This window comes from Alishewanella sp. SMS8, from assembly GCF_030737935.1.
Classification (GTDB): Bacteria; Pseudomonadota; Gammaproteobacteria; order Enterobacterales; family Alteromonadaceae; genus Alishewanella; species Alishewanella maricola.
In genome coordinates this window covers 97,458-115,462 of sequence record NZ_JAPJEA010000002.1, presented here as the reverse complement: position 1 = coordinate 115,462, position 18,005 = coordinate 97,458, and the positions used below count along the sequence as shown (strand labels likewise).

The following is an 18,005-nucleotide window of genomic DNA, read 5'->3' as shown; positions in this document are numbered from 1 at the left end:
GCGTTACTGTTCAGTGAACTGCTGATAGCGCCCCTGGTAATCAAAATAGCTTTCGACATGCTGCCAGCTATGTTTCTGTTTTTGTAATAATATCAGCTGCGGCGGCCGAAACCGCTCAGCCAAAGCCACCAGTTGCGCGGCTGTTTTAATGGTGGGTAAAGGTGTCCCGGGCGCTTTGCTGTGCGGTTTAATAAACAAGGCGTAAAGCGCACGGCGTTGAGCCGGGCTTTGTAACTTAAACCAACGATAAAACGGGTTACCTTCGATATCGTAATAACTTACCTTTAAATCGTCGTTATCATCGGATAGCTGCATGTTATGGCAGCGAAAAAGGTGATGATGCTGCTGGTTTAACACTTCGCGTAATCGTTTATCGGGATCAACTAACACCGACTCACATTGCTGACAGCTGCGTGCGGCGATGTCATTCTCGGCGCCACACTCTGGGCAATTGCGGCTCCGATAACGATACTGACATTGTTGAGCCGTATCCTCGATTAAGCCCTGACAACGCCTGCCGTAATGCTCAATAATGTCGCCATCTTGGTCGGTTAACCCCCAGAAAATATTAGCAAAGCCACATTCAGGGCAGAGTACTTGCACCGGTACCGATTTACTGTTTGGTTTTGCTTGCCCCACTTCAGGGCTAAATAAATCATAACCATTTGCGGCATAATCAATAATTAAACATTCTGTTTTGCCTGCGGCGATGCGTAAACCTCGGCCCACCATTTGTTGAAATAAACTGACAGAGGCGGTTGGGCGTAAAATAGCTATTAAATCAACATGGGGGGCGTCAAAGCCCGTTGTTAATACCGCCACATTTACCAGAAACTTGATTTGTCGATCCTTAAAGGCGTCAATCAATTGATCGCGTTCAACTGTGGGTGTTTCCGCGGTCAGGATGGCAGCGTTTTGCTGACTGAGTAACTGCATAATTTCGTTGGCATGTTTTACCGTAGCCGCAAAAACAATGATGCCTTGGCGTTGCGTCGCCAAAGTGATTAATTGTTGCATGATCAGTGCGGTTGCCCGACCACTTTTTCCTAAGATAGAGTTCACTTCTGTTTCAGTGTAATCGCCTTCAGCTTTGGGTTTTAGCGAGCTAAAATCGTATTGTGCACTTAAGCCATCATATAAACGTGGCGTTGTTAGGTAACCTTGTTTAATTAAGGGCCTTAGCGGTAAGTCAAAAATACAATATTCAAACGTGGGGTTAAGTGTATTCCCGACCCGGCCATGATAATGTTGCCGATAGATCCAGCCACTGCCCAACCGAAATGGGGTTGCGGTAAGTCCCAACAACTTTATCTCGGGATTGTGTTGTTTCAGTTGGCTTAATAGTTGTTGGTATTGGCTGTCGGTGCTCAGGCTAACGCGATGGCACTCATCAATAATCACTAATGAAAAAGCGCTGGCAAAGGCATCTAAATTACGTACGGCAGACTGTACACTAGCAACCACCGTTTTCGCGCTAGCATCTTTTTGTTGCAGGCCTGCTGCATAAATACTGGCTTTTGCGGTTAAAACGGCCACTTTTTCTGCATTTTGTGCTACCAATTCTTTAACATGCGTTAAAATAAGAACACGTCCTTTGGCACGACGAGCTAGCTCGGCAATAACAATACTTTTACCTGCCCCAGTTGGTAATACTAATACCGCTGAGGCCGAACGTTGTTGGAAATGGCTAATAGCGGCATTAACGGCCTGTTGTTGGTAATCTCTGAGTTGCACTGTAGGTTCGTTGCTTAGCTAAATTGTCGATAGGTTAGCATAGCCATGGCCATTCGTAGCAAGTTTCCGCCAGATTAGTACAGTAGTAGGAGCCTTATCATGGCAAAACATACCGCCTTTTCCTTACGTATAGAGCAGCGAGTCTTGTGGGTATCCGCCAACGGTTTTTGGACTAAAGCGATCGCGCAACAGTACGTTCGTGAAATGCGTTCATTAATTTTGCCAATAAGCGCAAAACCTTGGGCAGTAGTATTGGATATTCGGCAGTGGGAAATATCTCCAGCCGAAGTTTTTTCGTTACTAAATGAAAACACGGCTTGGTGCTTTGCCAATAATTTAAAGCATGTCGAAACTATTGGCGCTGATAATACAATGGTGATGTGGCAGTTTGCCAAGGCGACACAAGCAGTAAAGCCCGCCGATGTTGTAAGTACATTAAAAGATGATGAACTCGCAGCCCGGCAGTCATTGCGAGCCGCCGGGTATCTGTTTTAATATTTAACCGCGTGGCAAATGGATCTTTTTTTCTTGCGACTGGCGGAATAAAACCAAGATTTTGCCGATAACCTGAACTTTTTCAGCGTTGGTTTCTCTGACAATCGCATCCATAATCAACACTTTTTGTTCTCTATCTTCGCCTGGCACTTTAATTTTAATTAATTCATGAAAGTTTAAAGCGTTATCAATTTCAGCAACTACACCCTCTGTTAAACCGTTACCGCCTAGTAAAATAACGGGTTTTAAATCATGGGCTTTGGTTTTTAAAAATTGTTTTTGTTTATTGGTTAAACTCATAAGGTTAGAATGTCCGTAGAAAAGCTTGAATTATGCCTATTGTAGCGCCATCTACAGCATAAGACTATTTAAGAGTAGTAACATGACTAAGAAAAAACGCTCAGCCAGTTCATCGCGTTGGCTAAAAGAGCATTTTGATGATCAATTTGTACAAAAAGCGCAAAAACTGGGCTTACGTTCGCGTGCTGCGTTTAAATTAGAAGAGATCCAGCAACAAGACAAATTGGTTAAACCGGGTATGACAGTGGTAGATTTAGGCTCAGCCCCTGGTAGTTGGTCTCAGTTTGTGGTGGGATTAGTGGGTAAAGAGGGTACGGTCATTGCCTGTGATATTTTACCCATGGATCCGCTGGCCGGGGTCGCTTTTTTACAGGGTGATTTTCGAGAGGAAGCTGTTTTAGAGGCATTACTGAGCCGGATCGGTGGTAAAACCGTAGATGTGGTATTATCTGATATGGCACCGAACATGAGTGGCAATGACACTACCGATCAAGCCCGTTCTGTTTATTTAGTTGAGTTGGCATTAGACATGTGCCAAAAAGTTTTGAAGCAAAATGGCAGTTTTGTAGTCAAAGTGTTTCAGGGAGAGGGTTTTGAGCAATTCCTGAAAGATGTACGCGCCGCCTTTAGTAATGTGAAAATTCGTAAGCCTGATTCGTCGCGTGCCCGTTCACGCGAGACATATATCGTGGCCACCGGCTTTAAACTTTAGTAAAGTAGTCCGGTATTAATGATTTTTAGAGTAAAGATGAGGTTATAACCTTGAGTGACATGGCAAAAAATCTGATTGTCTGGTTAGTAATCGCTGTTGTACTGATGTCAGTATTCAATAGCTTTGGCCCGAGTGAAAACACGGATCGCATGACCAGTTACACCCAGTTCGTTAAAGAAGTAAATCAGGGAGTAATCCGTGAAGTTAAAGTAGAGCGCACAGGTGTGATTACCGGTGTAAAACGCAGTGGTGAACGTTTTGAAACCGTGATCCCTGGTGGCTACGACGAAAAACTTCTGGATGATTTAATCAAAAATGACGTGCGCACTTTGGGTAGCAAACCTGAAGAATCCAGTTGGTTAGCAACCATCTTTATCTCTTGGTTCCCAATGCTGTTGTTAATCGGCGTCTGGATTTTCTTCATGCGCCAGATGCAAGGCGGTGGTGGCAAAGGCGCCATGTCGTTTGGCAAAAGCAAAGCGCGCTTAATGGGTGAAGACCAAATTAAGACTACTTTTGCTGATGTTGCTGGCTGTGACGAAGCAAAGGAAGAAGTTTCAGAGTTGGTTGAATATCTACGCGACCCTTCACGTTTCCAGAAGCTCGGCGGTAAGATCCCTAAGGGGATTTTAATGGTGGGCCCGCCAGGAACAGGTAAAACGCTGTTAGCAAAAGCGATTGCTGGCGAAGCAAAAGTGCCTTTCTTTACCATTTCTGGTTCTGATTTCGTTGAAATGTTCGTGGGTGTTGGTGCTTCTCGGGTACGGGATATGTTCGACCAAGCCAAAAAAGCCGCACCTTGCATTATCTTCATCGATGAAATTGATGCCGTAGGCCGTCAGCGTGGTGCCGGTTTAGGTGGTGGTCACGATGAACGCGAGCAAACGCTTAACCAAATGCTGGTCGAAATGGATGGTTTTGATGGCAACGAAGGCGTGATTATTATCGCTGCAACGAACCGTCCCGATGTGCTTGATGCAGCGTTGCTGCGTCCTGGCCGTTTCGATCGTCAAGTTGTGGTCGGTTTACCCGATGTGCGCGGTCGTGAGCAAATTTTAAAAGTACACATGCGTAAAGTACCGATGGCAGATGATGTGAAAGCCAGTGTTATTGCACGAGGTACACCAGGTTTTTCAGGTGCTGACTTGGCAAACTTAGTCAACGAAGCAGCGTTATTTGCCGCTCGAGGTAATCGCCGAGTTGTTAGCATGGAAGAGTTTGAGCGTGCTAAAGACAAGATTATGATGGGTGCAGAGCGCCGTTCCATGGTGATGACGGATGCCGAGAAAGAAATGACGGCATACCATGAAGCAGGCCATGCTATTATTGGTTGTTTAGTTCCTGAGCATGATCCTGTGCACAAAGTGACGATTATTCCGCGTGGCCGTGCCTTGGGTGTGACCTTCTTTTTACCAGAGCAAGATGCCATTAGCGTCAGCCGTCGTAAGCTAGAAAGTAAAATTTCCGTCGCTTATGGTGGGCGTTTAGCCGAAGAAGTGATTTACGGTTTAGACGCGGTATCGACCGGTGCTTCGCAAGATATTAAATACGCGACCTCGATTGCTCGTAACATGGTGACACAATGGGGTTTCTCTGAGAAGTTAGGGCCGTTGTTATATGCTGAAGAAGAAGGTGAAGTATTCTTAGGCCGTAGCATGGGCAAATCGAACAATATGTCAGATGAGACCGCCTCGATTATCGATTCTGAAATCAAAGCCATTATCGATCGTAACTATAATCGGGCAAAACAGCTGCTAGATGAAAACATGGACATTTTACATGCCATGAAAGACGCGCTGATGTTGTATGAAACCATTGATGCACGTCAGATTAAAGAGTTGATGGAGCGTAAAGCAGTTAGCCAGCCTGAAAACTGGGAACCGCGTGATAAGGACAGTAAAGGCGGCGATGATGATAAGTCAGCGTCATCTGCTGCGCCTACCGCAACGGATAAACCCTCTGAAGGCAACGTGCACTAAGTCACTTACATGCCTTTGCAAAGCAGTTATAATAACAACCCCGGCTTGTCCGGGGTTTTGTTTTTAGCGGAGTAAGCCACATGCAGTTACAGTTACCTCGGCAACGTTCTCTTAGTTTAGATCGACCACAAATCATGGGAATATTAAATATTACCCCTGATTCATTTTCAGATGGTGGTAAACACCAAGTACTGGATCAAGCCTTATTTAGTGCGGAGCAAATGTTGCTTGACGGCGCAACCATTCTCGATGTCGGTGGTGAGTCCACACGACCTGGCGCTGCAGCCGTTAGCTTAACTGAAGAATTAGCGCGAGTTATCCCTGTAATCAGCGCTTTACGCCAACGTTTTGATTGTGCCATTTCGATTGATACCAGTAAAGCTGAGGTGATGTCAGCGGCCGTTCACGCTGGCGCCGATATGATTAATGATGTCTGTGCTTTGCAAGCACCTGCGGCACTAGAAACTGCCGCTGCGTTGCAAGTTCCCGTTTGCATTATGCATATGCAAGGGGCGCCTCGTACCATGCAACATGATCCACAATATCAGCAACTGGTACCTGAAGTACTGGCGTTTTTATTGGCCAGAGCAGAGGCATGTCAGCAAGCAGGCATTCCTGCGAGTCAAATTGTGCTCGATCCTGGTTTTGGTTTTGGTAAAACCTTAGCGCATAATTATCAGTTGTTAGCCGCATTAGATCAATTTGTGGCAAGCGGTTATGCGGTGCTTGCCGGTATGTCACGTAAAAGTATGATTGGCCAGTTACTAGCGTTACCAACGTCAGAAAGGCTTGCTGGCAGTCTTGCATGTGCCAGCTTAGCGGCTTATGCTGGCGCACAAATTATTCGTGTGCATGATGTTAAAGAAAGTGTGCAAGCAGTACGCGTTGCTGCTGCGGCCCGTTATGGAGTTAAATAATGACAAGAAAATATTTTGGAACTGATGGTGTACGCGGTCGCGTTGGTGAATTTCCTATTACCCCTGAATTTGCCATGAAATTGGGTTGGGCCGCGGGTCGAGTATTATCTCAGCGCGGTACACGCAAAGTATTGATCGGTAAAGATACGCGTATTTCAGGTTATTTATTAGAAACGGCATTAGAAGCAGGCTTAATTGCCGCCGGTATTGATGTGCGCTTATTGGGCCCAATGCCCACACCTGCCGTCGCCTATTTAACGCGTACTTTCCGAGCCGAAGCCGGTATTGTGATTAGTGCTTCACACAATCCTTATTATGATAATGGCATTAAGTTTTTCTCCGCTGATGGTATGAAACTGGCGGATGAGATTGAATTGGCGATTGAGCACGAGCTTGAACAACCAATGATTTGTGAATCTTCAGAAAAGCTCGGTAAAGCAGAGCGTATCAATGATGCGGCGGGTCGTTATATCGAATTCTGTAAAAGCCACCTTAACAACAACTTGTCGCTCAGTGGGTTAAAAATCGTCATCGATTGTGCTCATGGAGCAACTTACCATATTGCGCCTGCGGTTTTTAAAGAACTGGGTGCTGAAGTTATCGCGATCGGCTGTAAGCCAGATGGTTTAAATATTAATGAAAAGTGCGGCGCAACACATACTGAGTTGTTACGCGCAACCGTGTTAGAAAAACAAGCTGATCTGGGTATTGCCTATGATGGCGATGGTGATCGCGTGATGATGGTCGATCAACATGGTCGCGTGCTTGATGGTGATGAGATTGTTTATATCATTGCGCGTGCTGCGAAAGAAGCCGGTACATTAAAAGGCGGCGTAGTCGGGACCTTAATGAGCAATATGGGTTTAGAGCTGGCTTTAGCTAAATTAGATATACCGTTTGCGCGCAGTGCAGTAGGTGATCGTTACGTTATGGAATTACTCCGAGAAAAGAACTGGCGCATTGGCGGTGAAAATTCTGGCCATGTGTTAAATCTTGATTACACATGCACCGGCGATGGTATTATTGCCTCACTTCAAGTCCTCACTGCTATGCTCTCTAGCGGCAAAAGCTTGGCGCAATTAATGAGCGATATGCGCAAGTTACCGCAGGTACTGGTCAACGTGAAATTTGCTAAAGGTTCTACGCCATTAGAAAAAGTTAACGTAAAAGAATGTATTGCTGCAGTAGAGCGCGATCTGGCAGGAAAGGGCCGCGTGCTGATCCGCAAATCAGGTACCGAGCCATTGATCCGAGTGATGGTTGAAGGTGAAGATGCCGACACCGTTCGTCAATATGCTGAAAAAATTGCTGATGCAGTAAAAATTGCCAGTTAGGATGAGTTAATAAATAGACAATTAGCCGCGCTGCCGCGGCTAAAGCTTGTTCTAAAGCAGAAGCTTAGTTACTATCAACAGGTGTAAGCTAAGGATACTGCCTAATGTCACGTAAAAAGCTTGTTGCCGCCAATTGGAAAATGAATGGCTCATCAGCGCTGGTCAATATGATCAGCACAACATTGCAATCAATAGCACCGCAAGTGGATATTTTAATCTGCCCTCCCGCTACGTTGCTAAGCGCTTTTCCAACAGCGCATGCTTTTCAGCTAGGCGGTCAAGATATCAGTGCGCATGTAGCGGGTGCCTACACCGGCCAAATAAGTGCTGAATTGTTGTTAGCGGCTGGCGCTCGTTATGCACTAGTAGGGCACTCTGAACGTCGTGAATATCAATTTGAAACTGATGAGCTAATTGCTGCAAAAGTAGCCACTGCAGTCGCTGCAGGCTTAACACCCCTTTTATGTATTGGCGAAACGTTAGCAGAACGGCAGCAAGAAAAAACCGAGCAGGTTATTGCGAAACAGTTAGCGGCAGTGTATGCTTCGCACCCCGAATTGCTGCAGAAATCGGTGCTAGCATATGAACCGATTTGGGCGATAGGTACTGGTGAGTCAGCAACACCGGAGCAGGCACAACAGATACATGCCTTTATCCGTGCTGAGTTAGCTAAGTATGATGCCGACGCGGCGCAACAGGTAAAAATTTTATATGGTGGCAGTGTTAATGCAGAAAATTGTGCTGCATTATTTACTCAACCAGACATAGACGGTGCTTTAGTTGGCGGTGCTAGCTTAAAACCCGAAGAATTTGCGCAAATTTGCCTTAGTGCAAAGGAATAAGCATGTACGATTTATTTGTAATTTGTTATTTGTTAGTTTCGTTAGCCCTTATTTTATTAGTGTTAATTCAACACGGTAAAGGCGCTAGCATGGGCGCAGCATTTGGTGCTGGTGCTTCTGGTACAGTATTTGGTTCAAGCGGTACAGGTAATTTCTTAACGAAAACCACTACCTTTTTGGCAATTTTATTTTTTATGTTGAGCTTAGTATTAGGTAACTTAACCGCTAAGCAAAGCAAGCCAGATGATGGCTCAGATTTTTTCCAATCTGTCCCGGTAACAACCGAACAGGCTCCTGCCAAGAAAGATGACGTTAACGACATCCCGGTAGGTAATTAAGTTTTATACGCCGAGGTGGTGAAATTGGTAGACACGCTATCTTGAGGGGGTAGTGTCTTCGGACGTGCGGGTTCAAGTCCCGCTCTCGGCACCAAATTAACGTAAGCAGTAGCTTGCGCTATCAGTACAGGCACTATATAATGTGCACCAGTTACGGACGCGGGATGGAGCAGCCTGGTAGCTCGTCGGGCTCATAACCCGAAGGTCGTCGGTTCAAATCCGGCTCCCGCAACCAACTTTCAGTTTAAACTTATTACTAACAGTTGATGCAACAATTCTTAACTCAACAGGTTAGGCGCACTGCTACAAGTTTAATAAGTCTTTGAAAGAGGTGTCGTAACAGCGGTCGTAGATGTTGATACAACTCCCGCCCCATTAAATATTCATTGCGCATTGGCGATATGCGTAATGATTGGATGTGAATTCGCCCCGCTTGTTCGGGGCTTTTTCGTATCTGGAGTTAGTGTTTATGCAGTAATGGGCGCTTTGCCCATTTTTTATTTGTGTTTCGGAGGTTTTTTTGGCTAAACAAGAACAGCAACTAACAGAGCTGCTGACGCCGACTGTGGAGACAGCCGGTTATCAATTGTGGGGTATCGAGCTGGTGCGAGCCGGTCGTCATACCACACTTAGAGTGTTTATCGATAAAGCAGATGGCATTACAGTCGAAGACTGTGCCCTGATCAGTCGAGAAATCAGCGCTTTGCTGGATGTTGAGGATCCAATCCCAACAGAGTATACCCTTGAAGTATCTTCACCAGGCTTGGATCGGCCGTTGTTCACCGAAGCACAATTCTCCCAATATGTTGGCCATAAACTTGAGGTTAAATTAACGATACCTCAAGATAGTCGACGTAAATTCAAAGGGTTACTAACAAGCTTCGATGGCGACATGTTAGTAATAGAAGTGGATGGCAAACCCTATAGTTTGCTTTTCGATAATATTGATAAAGCAAACGTGGTACCGGTTTTTTAAGCGTCCCGGGTTAGCGTCAAAGCGAGGCATATAATGGCAAAAGAGATATTATTAGTTGTTGATGCGGTTTCAAATGAAAAATCAGTGCCACGGGAAAAGATTTTCCAAGCACTGGAGTTTGCATTAGCCGCCGCCACTAAAAAGAAAAATGAAGGCGATATTGAAGTTCGGGTTAGCATCGATCGCAAAACCGGTAGTTATGATACTTTCCGCCGTTGGGAAGTGATCGCAGATGATGCCGTCATGGAACACCCATACCGTGAAATGACTTTATCAGCAGCACAGTATGACGAGCCAAACATTAAGTTAGGTGATTTTGTTGAAGAGCAAATCGACTCTGTCGAATTTGACCGTATCACCACGCAAATGGCGAAACAAGTTATCGTACAAAAAGTACGTGAAGCTGAACGTTCACAAGTTGTTGAAGCGTATATTGACCAAGTGGGTGAGTTAGTCACCGGCGTGGTTAAAAAAGTGAATCGTGAAAGTATTATCGTCGATTTAGGTAACAACGCTGAAGCTATGTTACCACGCGAAGAAATGTTACCGCGTGAAACCTATCGCCCAGGTGACCGTATTCGTACATTATTATTTGATGTAAAACCAGAAGCTCGTGGTGCACAGCTGTTTTTAAGCCGTGCCAAGCCAGAAATGTTGTTAGAGTTGTTCCGCATTGAAGTGCCAGAAATTGGCGAAGAAATGATTGAACTTCGCGGAGCAGCGCGCGATCCAGGTTCACGTGCCAAGATTGCGGTTAAAAGCAATGACCGTCGCATTGATCCTGTAGGTGCTTGTGTTGGTATGCGTGGTTCACGTGTTCAAGCCGTATCAAACGAGCTAGGTGGTGAGCGGGTTGATATCGTGTTGTATGACGATAACGATGCTCAATTTGTAATTAACGCTATGGCGCCGGCTGAAGTTGCTTCTATCATTGTTGATGAAGATGCCCACTCTATGGATATCGCTGTTGAAGAGTCAAATCTGGCGATGGCGATTGGTCGTAATGGTCAAAACGTGCGTTTAGCAAGCCAATTAACAGGTTGGGAACTGAACGTTATGTCAGTTGCTGCCATGAAAGCAAAGCATCAAGAAGAAACGGCTAAAGTTCGTCAGGTATTTATGGACGCACTTGAAATCGATGAAGACTTTGCTGATGTGCTGGTTGACGAAGGTTTCTCTACGCTAGAAGAAGTAGCTTACGTGCCTATTAGCGAATTGTTGTCAATCGATGGTTTAGATGAAGAAACGGTTGAGTTACTGCGTAACCGCGCCAAAGATATTCTGACCACACGCGCACTGGCCAGTGAAGAATCACTGGAAGATGCCAAGCCAACAGAACAATTGTTGGCCTTAGAATGTTTAGATACGCATACCGCTTATGTTATCGCCAGCAAAGGGGTGACCACCCTTGATGATTTGGCTGAACTGGGTGTGGATGATTTATTAGAATTAGTTGAAATGACAGAAGATAAAGCTGCAGAGTTAATAATGGCTGCTCGTAATATTGTCTGGTTTAATGAAAGTAACTGAGTAGTCAACGGAGGTAACAACACAAATGGCAGAAGTCACCATAGAAAAGCTGGCCAGTGATGTCGGTACAACTGTTGATCGGTTAGTCCAACAATTTGCTGATGCAGGTATTACCAAGGCCAAAGGCCAATCGGTAACTGAAGAAGAGAAAAAACAATTACTAGAGCACTTGAGCAAAGCCCATGGCGGAAAAGCGCCAGAGCCAGCTAAGTTAACGCTGAAACGTAAAGAAAAGAGCACCTTGAGTGTAGCTGGCGGCGCAGGCCGTAACCGTGAGATCCAGGTTGAAGTGCGTAAGCAAAAAACCTTTATCAAAAAACCGGTAGTTGATGCTGAAACATTGAAAGCGCAAGAAGAAGCGCGTTTAGCTGAAGAAAAAGCCATTGCTGAAGCCAACCGTGCTCGTCAAGAAGCGGAACAAAAAGCCCGTGAAATAGAAATGGCTAAAGCGAAAGAAGAAGCGGAACGCAAAGCCGCTGAAGCAAAAAAACGTGAAGAAGCCAAGCAAGCACAATTATTAAAAGACGATCCGGAAGAAGCGGCTCGTCGTGCAGCGAAAGAAGAAGCGCGCAAAGAAGCTGAACATATTCGTCAGCAACAAGAAGCTGAATCACTGCGTAAGCTAGAAGAAGAAGCCAAGAAGCAAGCTGAAGCCGCACGTAAATTAGCCGAAGAAAACAGCGAGCGTTGGGCGCAGGAAGAAAAGGCTAAATCGACTGAAAAAGACGATTATCACTTAACCAGTAATGAATTTGCCAAGCAAGCTGAAGACGAAGTGGACGCCAAAGAAGAGCGTGCCGGTCGTCGTGGTGTGGGTAAAAAAGCCCCTCCAGCTAAAGGTAAAAAGAAAGACGATGGTAACGATAAAGAAGCCTTTAATCGTGCTAATCGCCACACCAAGAAAAAGAAAACGCCTACCAGTATGCAGCATGGCTTTAATAAACCGGCACAACCTGTTGAGCGTGATGTGAAAATTGGTGAGACCATTACGGTTGCTGAACTGGCCTCTAAAATGGCCGTTAAAGCTTCAGAAGTGATCAAGACGATGATGAAGATGGGCGCTATGGCGACTATCAACCAAGTTATCGACCAAGAAACTGCCGCGATCGTTTGTGAAGAGATGGGTCATAAATTTACCCTGACTAAAGAAAACGAGTTAGAAGAAGCGGTCATGTCTGATCGTGAAGGTCAGGGCGAATTAGAATCACGAGCGCCGGTTGTGACTGTTATGGGTCACGTTGACCATGGTAAAACTTCACTACTTGACTACATCCGTAAAGCGAAAGTGGCCGCAGGCGAAGCCGGTGGTATTACTCAGCATATCGGTGCTTATCACGTAGAAACTGAACGTGGCATGGTGACTTTCCTGGATACACCCGGTCACGCTGCCTTTACTTCAATGCGGGCTCGTGGTGCGAAAGCAACCGATATCGTTATTTTAGTTGTTGCGGCGGACGATGGCGTAATGCCACAAACTCGCGAAGCTATCCAACATGCTAAAGCCGGTAACGTGCCTTTAGTGGTTGCGGTGAACAAGATTGATAAGCCTTCAGCGGATCCAGATCGGGTACGTAATGAATTATCACAGTTCGATGTTATTTCAGAAGATTGGGGTGGCGATACACAGTTCGTTCCAGTATCTGCGAAAACAGGTGAAGGTATTGATGATCTGTTAGAAGCGATCTTGAACCAAGCCGAATTGCTTGAACTAAAAGCCGTACATAAAGGTTTAGGTCGTGGTGTGGTTATTGAATCACGCTTAGACAAAGGCCGTGGTCCTGTGGCGTCTATCCTGGTTCAGGAAGGCACCTTAAAGCAAGGCGATGTGGTGCTGTGTGGTTTTGAATACGGCCGTGTGCGGGCAATGCGTGACGAAAACGGTAAAGAAATCAAAACTGCTGGGCCGTCAATTCCTGTTGAGATCTTAGGTTTATCTGGCGTACCGGAAGCCGGTGACGAAGTCACCGTGGTGAAAGACGAGCGTAAAGCCCGTGAAGTGGCCTTGTATCGTCAAGGCAAATTCCGCGATGTAAAACTGGCTCGTCAGCAGAAATCTAAACTGGAAAACATGTTTGCTAACATGACTGAAGGTGACGTTTCTGAACTGAATATCGTTCTGAAAGGTGACGTACAAGGTTCGGTGCAAGCGATCACTGAATCATTGATGAAGTTGTCTACAGACGAAGTGAAGGTTCGGATTGTTGGCTCAGGCGTCGGTGGTATTACTGAAACTGACGTGACCTTGGCTGCTGCATCATCAGCAATCGTTATTGGTTTCAACGTACGTGCCGATGGTACTGCGCGCAAACTGGTTGAAGAAGAAGGCCTAGATTTACGTTATTACAGCATCATTTATGAACTGTTAGACGAAGTCAAAGCGGCGATGACGGGTATGTTAGCACCAGAGTTTAAACAGCAAATCATTGGTTTAGCACAGGTTCGTGACGTATTCCGTTCGCCGAAGTTTGGCGCTGTTGCAGGCTGTATGGTTACCGAAGGCTTAATCAAGCGAAATGCTCCAATCCGCGTACTGCGTGATAACGTGGTCATTTTCGAAGGTGAGCTAGAATCACTACGTCGCTTTAAAGACGACGTGAATGAAGTTAGAAATGGCTTTGAATGTGGTATCGGTGTGAAGAACTACAACGACGTGCGCGAAGGCGACCAGATCGAAGTGTTCGAGACTATTCAGGTCGAACGTACTCTATAATAGATGACGTGACACGTTAATACAGGGGCACGTGTTGCCCCTGTTGTGTTTATGCCAATATGACTCAGTAGCAAAAATGCTGAGCAGGGCAACAAGGAAATAAGGTATGGCCAAAGAATTTTCCCGGGTAGACCGGCTTTCACAGCAAGTGAAAAAAGAAATGGCGGTGATCCTGCAACGTGAGATTAAAGATCCGCGCTTGCACAGCATGATCACCGTTTCTGATGTTGAAGTGTCTCGCGATTTATCGCATGCCAAGGTATTTGTCACCTTTTTAGGTATGGATAACGAGAAAGTCGAAGACAACTTAAAGATTTTGAATGATGCCGCCGGTTATGTGCGCAGTTTAATTGGTAAACGTATTGAGACGCGCATCGTGCCACACATTCGTTTTGCTTTTGATCAGTCGCTAAACGAAGGTATCCGGATGGCCACCTTGGTGGCATCGGTACGGCAAGAAGATCAACGTAAACGCCAAGAAATCGGTCACAACGACGATGAGCCAGCGGAAGAGCAGCGTAAAGGCGGCGAGGAAGAGTAATGCGGGCGCGGAAAAACGCTCGGCAAGTGCATGGTATCTTGTTGTTAGACAAGCCTTTAGAAGTGAGCAGTAATGGTATTTTGCAGCGAGTACGCTGGTTATATCAAGCGGCTAAAGCCGGTCATACTGGCGCCTTAGATCCGATGGCGTCTGGCTTACTGCCCATTTGTTTTGGTGAAGCCACTAAGTTTAGTCAGTTTTTACTGGATACCGATAAAACTTATCAAGTGACTGCCCTGTTTGGTGTTCGTACTAGCACTAGCGATGCTGAAGGGGAAGTGATCAGTGAAAAGCCGGTACAGTTTACTGACAGCGATCTCGAACAGGCTATGCAAGCGTTGCGAGGTGATATTTTACAAGTGCCGACCATGTTTTCAGCGCTTAAATACCAAGGCCAACCCTTATACAAATATGCACGCCAAGGTATTGAAGTTCCGCGCGCGGCGCGGCCTATCAGTATTTTTCGTTTCGAGTTAGTCCAGCGTACAGGTGATAGTGCCGATTTTATTGTGCATTGCTCTAAAGGGACTTACATTCGCACGTTAATTGATGATTTAGGTGAAGCTTTGGGCTGTGGTGCGCATGTGGCTGCGTTACATCGGATCCAAGTAGGTCCTTTTACGGCAGCGCAAATGCTCGCGCCAAGCGCACTGGAACCACTCAACACCGCTGCTGATTGGGCCGCGCTGGACAACTTATTATTGCCGATGGACGCGGGTTTGGTTGCTATGCCAGCGTTGACCTTGGATGCTCAGCAAGAGCACGCACTTATGCATGGCCAAACCTGTCAGCTAAGCCATGCCGATATTGACAGTATAAAACTGTATAATCAGGCGGCACAGTTTATTGGCATTGGCACGATTGATAGCGGAGAGCTTCGTAGTCGTCGTTTAGTCAATTTATCGTTACTGAGCGCTTAACTTACCTTGTAAAGCTCATCAAGGGCGGGTAAAATACGCAACAGTTTTGCTGCCGCTGGATGAGTGATCGGCGGTGAGCGTATCTTAGTTCACTCACATTTGGAGACATACCATGTCATTAAGCGCTGCCGTTAAGGCACAAATCGTTGCTGATTACGCTGTTAAAGCCGGCGATACTGGTTCACCAGAAGTACAGGTTGCCCTGTTAACTGCGTCAATCACTCACCTGCAAGGTCACTTTGCTGAGCACAAACACGATTTCCACTCTCGTCGTGGTTTGTTACGTATGGTTAGCCAGCGTCGTAAACTTTTAGATTACTTAAAAGGCAAAGACCAGGAGCGTTATGCTACTCTGATCGGCCGTTTAGGCTTACGTCGTTAATTATTAACGCTGTAATAAAAAGAGGCTTTTTAGCCTCTTTTTTTATGCCTTTTAAAATAAGTTAGTCCAAGTGTTGAACTATCTTTTGTAACAGGTTACAGAGTATACTGTGTAGGTAAAAAACACAGAGAAAAACATCGCAATTCGGCGATTAAGATTAAGGAAATACACACGTGACTCCCATCGTAAAATCATTTCAGTTTGGCCAACATACTTTCACTTTAGAAACCGGCGTAATTGCCCGTCAGGCAGATGCCGCAGTACTGGCCAGCCTGGGAGATACTTCTGTTTTAGTAACTGTCGTTGGTAAGAAAGAACCTAAACCTGGTCAGGATTTCTTTCCTTTAACCGTAAACTACCAGGAAAAAATGTATGCAGCTGGCCGTATCCCGGGTGGCTTTTTCAAACGTGAAGGTCGGCCAAGTGAAGGCGAAACTTTAACCAGTCGTTTAATCGACCGTCCGATCCGTCCCTTGTTCCCAGAAGGCTTCACTAACGAAGTGCAAGTTATCGCCACGGTTGTGTCGGTACAGCCTGAAATTCAACCGGATATCGTAGCGTTAATTGGTACTTCTGCTGCGTTAGCTTTATCAGGTATTCCATTTGCAGGCCCAATCGGTGCTGCCCGTGTTGGTTATATCAATAATCAATATGTGTTAAACCCATCTGAAGAAGAGCTAAAAAGCTCGAAATTAGATTTGGTTGTTGCCGGTACGCACAACGCAGTATTAATGGTTGAATCTGAAGCGGGCATCCTGTCAGAAGACGTGATGTTAGGCGCAGTCATGTATGGTCATGAGCAATTTCAAACTGCCATTACTGCCATCAATGAATTAGCGGCTGAAGCGGCAAAAACACCTTGGAACTGGCAAGCTCCAGCGAAAAACTTACCGTTGATCGCTAAAGTTGCTGAACTGGCAACGGCTGATCTAGGTGAAGCTTACCAAATTACAGAAAAAGCCAAACGTTACGAGCGTATAGCTGAAATTAAAAATGCCTTACTAGCGAAGTTAACAGAAGAGTTAGCGGAAGGCGAAGAGCTGAATAAAAACGAATTTGGTGATATCTTCCACGACTTGGAAAGTAAAGTAGTGCGCAGCCGTATCACTAAAGGCGAGCCGCGTATCGATGGCCGTGATCCAGAGATGATCCGTGGTTTAAGCGTAATGACGGGTGTCTTACCACGTACGCACGGTTCTTCTTTATTTACTCGCGGTGAAACGCAAGCGTTAGTCACCTGTACCTTAGGTACGGCGCGCGATGCGCAAAACATCGACGACTTGTTAAGTGCGAAAACTGATACCTTTATGTTGCACTACAACTTCCCGCCTTACTGTGTGGGTGAAACCGGTATGGTTGGTTCACCGAAGCGTCGTGAAATCGGTCATGGCCGTTTAGCGAAACGCGGTGTGTTAGCCGTAATGCCTGACTTCGAAGATTTCCCGTACACGGTACGCATCGTGTCTGAAATCACTGAATCAAACGGCTCAAGCTCCATGGCTTCAGTTTGTGGTTCATCATTAGCCTTAATGGATGCCGGTGTACCTATCAAAGCGTCTGTAGCCGGTATCGCGATGGGCTTGGTAAAAGAAGGCGACGATTTCGTAGTCTTATCTGACATCTTAGGTGATGAAGATCACTTAGGTGACATGGACTTTAAAGTGGCCGGTACTACGGAAGGTATTACTGCTTTACAAATGGACATCAAGATCGACGGTATTACCAAAGAGATCATGCAAACGGCGTTAAAACAGGCGAAAGCCGCGCGTTTACATATCCTGAACGTAATGGATCAAGCCATTAGTGGTCACCGTGAAGAGATGTCTGAATACGCACCACGTATTTACACCATGAAGATTAATCCGGAGAAAATCCGTGAAGTTATCGGTAAAGGTGGCGCAGTTATTCGTCAAATCACTGAAGAGTCAGGCACAACGATTGAGCTGGAAGACGACGGTAGCATCAAAATTGCTGCAACCACGGCTAAAGCGGCGCAAATCGCTATCGACAAAATCAATGCAATTACTGCTGAGATCGAAGTGGGTACCATTTACCAAGGTGAAGTAGTGCGTATCGTTGATTTCGGTGCTTTCGTTAACGTGTTACCTGGTAAAGATGGCTTGGTGCACATTTCACAAATCTCGGATGAGCGCGTGCAAAATGTGGCTGACCACTTACAAGTAGGCCAGAAAGTTGACGTTAAAGTGTTAGAAGTTGACAAGCAAGGTCGCGTACGTTTAAGCATCAAAGAAGCAGCGGCTAAGCCTGCTGCTGAAGCACCAACAGAAGCTTAAC

General features: G+C 45.8%; 16 protein-coding genes and 2 tRNA genes. 16 read left to right on the top strand and 2 right to left on the bottom strand.

The window, feature by feature from the left end; translation table 11 throughout:
- Positions 1 to 3: 3 nt before the first annotated feature.
- Positions 4 to 1,734 (bottom strand): DEAD/DEAH box helicase, encoded by a 1,731-nt coding sequence (locus tag ORJ01_RS08110; RefSeq protein ID WP_306177612.1) that lies wholly within the window; start codon positions 1,732 to 1,734, stop codon positions 4 to 6.
- Between the two features lie 99 nt (positions 1,735 to 1,833).
- On the opposite strand from ORJ01_RS08110, the gene ORJ01_RS08105 reads away from it, so the two are divergent.
- The gene (locus ORJ01_RS08105) at positions 1,834 to 2,229 is read left to right on the top strand and encodes a hypothetical protein (RefSeq protein ID WP_306177611.1); all 396 of its coding nucleotides are present in this window, start codon (positions 1,834 to 1,836) and stop codon (positions 2,227 to 2,229) included.
- Between the two features lie 3 nt (positions 2,230 to 2,232).
- Here ORJ01_RS08105 and yhbY read toward each other — a convergent pair whose 3' ends face one another.
- A complete protein-coding gene (gene yhbY / locus ORJ01_RS08100; protein ID WP_226751207.1) occupies positions 2,233 to 2,529 on the bottom strand; it encodes a ribosome assembly RNA-binding protein YhbY in 297 nt (98 codons plus the stop codon).
- Positions 2,530 to 2,611: 82 nt separating this feature from the next.
- Here yhbY and rlmE point away from each other — a divergent pair, with 82 nt between their 5' ends.
- From rlmE to pnp, 15 genes are all read left to right on the top strand, one after another.
- A complete protein-coding gene (gene rlmE / locus ORJ01_RS08095) occupies positions 2,612 to 3,241 on the top strand; it encodes a 23S rRNA (uridine(2552)-2'-O)-methyltransferase RlmE (protein WP_226751208.1) in 630 nt (209 codons plus the stop codon).
- A 50-nt stretch (positions 3,242 to 3,291) separates the two neighbouring features.
- Positions 3,292 to 5,220, top strand: a complete 1,929-nt coding sequence (gene ftsH, locus ORJ01_RS08090) for an ATP-dependent zinc metalloprotease FtsH (protein WP_371930719.1) — start codon at positions 3,292 to 3,294, stop codon at positions 5,218 to 5,220.
- Between the two features lie 80 nt (positions 5,221 to 5,300).
- Positions 5,301 to 6,137: a dihydropteroate synthase gene (folP, locus tag ORJ01_RS08085; protein ID WP_306177609.1), complete on the top strand. Its 837-nt coding sequence runs from the start codon at positions 5,301 to 5,303 to the stop codon at positions 6,135 to 6,137.
- Positions 6,134 to 7,471, top strand: a complete 1,338-nt coding sequence (gene glmM, locus ORJ01_RS08080) for a phosphoglucosamine mutase (RefSeq protein WP_226751278.1) — start codon at positions 6,134 to 6,136, stop codon at positions 7,469 to 7,471. The genes folP and glmM overlap by 4 nt, the downstream gene beginning before the upstream one ends.
- Before the next feature lie 104 nt (positions 7,472 to 7,575).
- Positions 7,576 to 8,313, top strand: coding sequence for a triose-phosphate isomerase (gene tpiA, locus ORJ01_RS08075; RefSeq protein WP_306177608.1), 738 nt, complete (start codon positions 7,576 to 7,578; stop codon positions 8,311 to 8,313).
- A 2-nt stretch (positions 8,314 to 8,315) separates the two neighbouring features.
- Entirely contained in the window at positions 8,316 to 8,651 is a 336-nt protein-coding gene (gene secG, locus ORJ01_RS08070; RefSeq protein ID WP_229586337.1) for a preprotein translocase subunit SecG, read from the top strand.
- Between the two features lie 9 nt (positions 8,652 to 8,660).
- A tRNA-Leu gene (locus ORJ01_RS08065) sits at positions 8,661 to 8,745 on the top strand.
- Between the two features lie 64 nt (positions 8,746 to 8,809).
- A tRNA-Met gene (locus ORJ01_RS08060) sits at positions 8,810 to 8,886 on the top strand.
- Between the two features lie 285 nt (positions 8,887 to 9,171).
- Positions 9,172 to 9,627, top strand: a complete 456-nt coding sequence (gene rimP / locus ORJ01_RS08055) for a ribosome maturation factor RimP (protein WP_306177607.1) — start codon at positions 9,172 to 9,174, stop codon at positions 9,625 to 9,627.
- A 33-nt stretch (positions 9,628 to 9,660) separates the two neighbouring features.
- Positions 9,661 to 11,157 carry a transcription termination factor NusA gene (gene nusA, locus ORJ01_RS08050; protein WP_226751214.1) on the top strand — a complete coding sequence of 499 codons (1,497 nt, stop codon included), beginning with the start codon at positions 9,661 to 9,663 and terminating at the stop codon, positions 11,155 to 11,157.
- Between the two features lie 25 nt (positions 11,158 to 11,182).
- Positions 11,183 to 13,867 (top strand): translation initiation factor IF-2, encoded by a 2,685-nt coding sequence (gene infB / locus ORJ01_RS08045; RefSeq protein WP_226751215.1) that lies wholly within the window; start codon positions 11,183 to 11,185, stop codon positions 13,865 to 13,867.
- A 106-nt stretch (positions 13,868 to 13,973) separates the two neighbouring features.
- On the top strand, positions 13,974 to 14,408 hold the full coding sequence (rbfA, locus tag ORJ01_RS08040) for a 30S ribosome-binding factor RbfA (protein ID WP_306177606.1): 435 nt from the start codon (positions 13,974 to 13,976) through the stop codon (positions 14,406 to 14,408).
- Positions 14,408 to 15,328 (top strand): tRNA pseudouridine(55) synthase TruB, encoded by a 921-nt coding sequence (gene truB, locus ORJ01_RS08035; RefSeq protein WP_306177605.1) that lies wholly within the window; start codon positions 14,408 to 14,410, stop codon positions 15,326 to 15,328. The genes rbfA and truB overlap by 1 nt, the downstream gene beginning before the upstream one ends.
- Positions 15,329 to 15,440: 112 nt before the next feature.
- Entirely contained in the window at positions 15,441 to 15,710 is a 270-nt protein-coding gene (gene rpsO, locus ORJ01_RS08030; RefSeq protein WP_226751218.1) for a 30S ribosomal protein S15, read from the top strand.
- 173 nt (positions 15,711 to 15,883) lie between these two features.
- Positions 15,884 to 18,004, top strand: a complete 2,121-nt coding sequence (gene pnp, locus ORJ01_RS08025) for a polyribonucleotide nucleotidyltransferase (RefSeq protein WP_226751219.1) — start codon at positions 15,884 to 15,886, stop codon at positions 18,002 to 18,004.
- The last annotated feature ends 1 nt before the right edge of the window (position 18,005 follow it).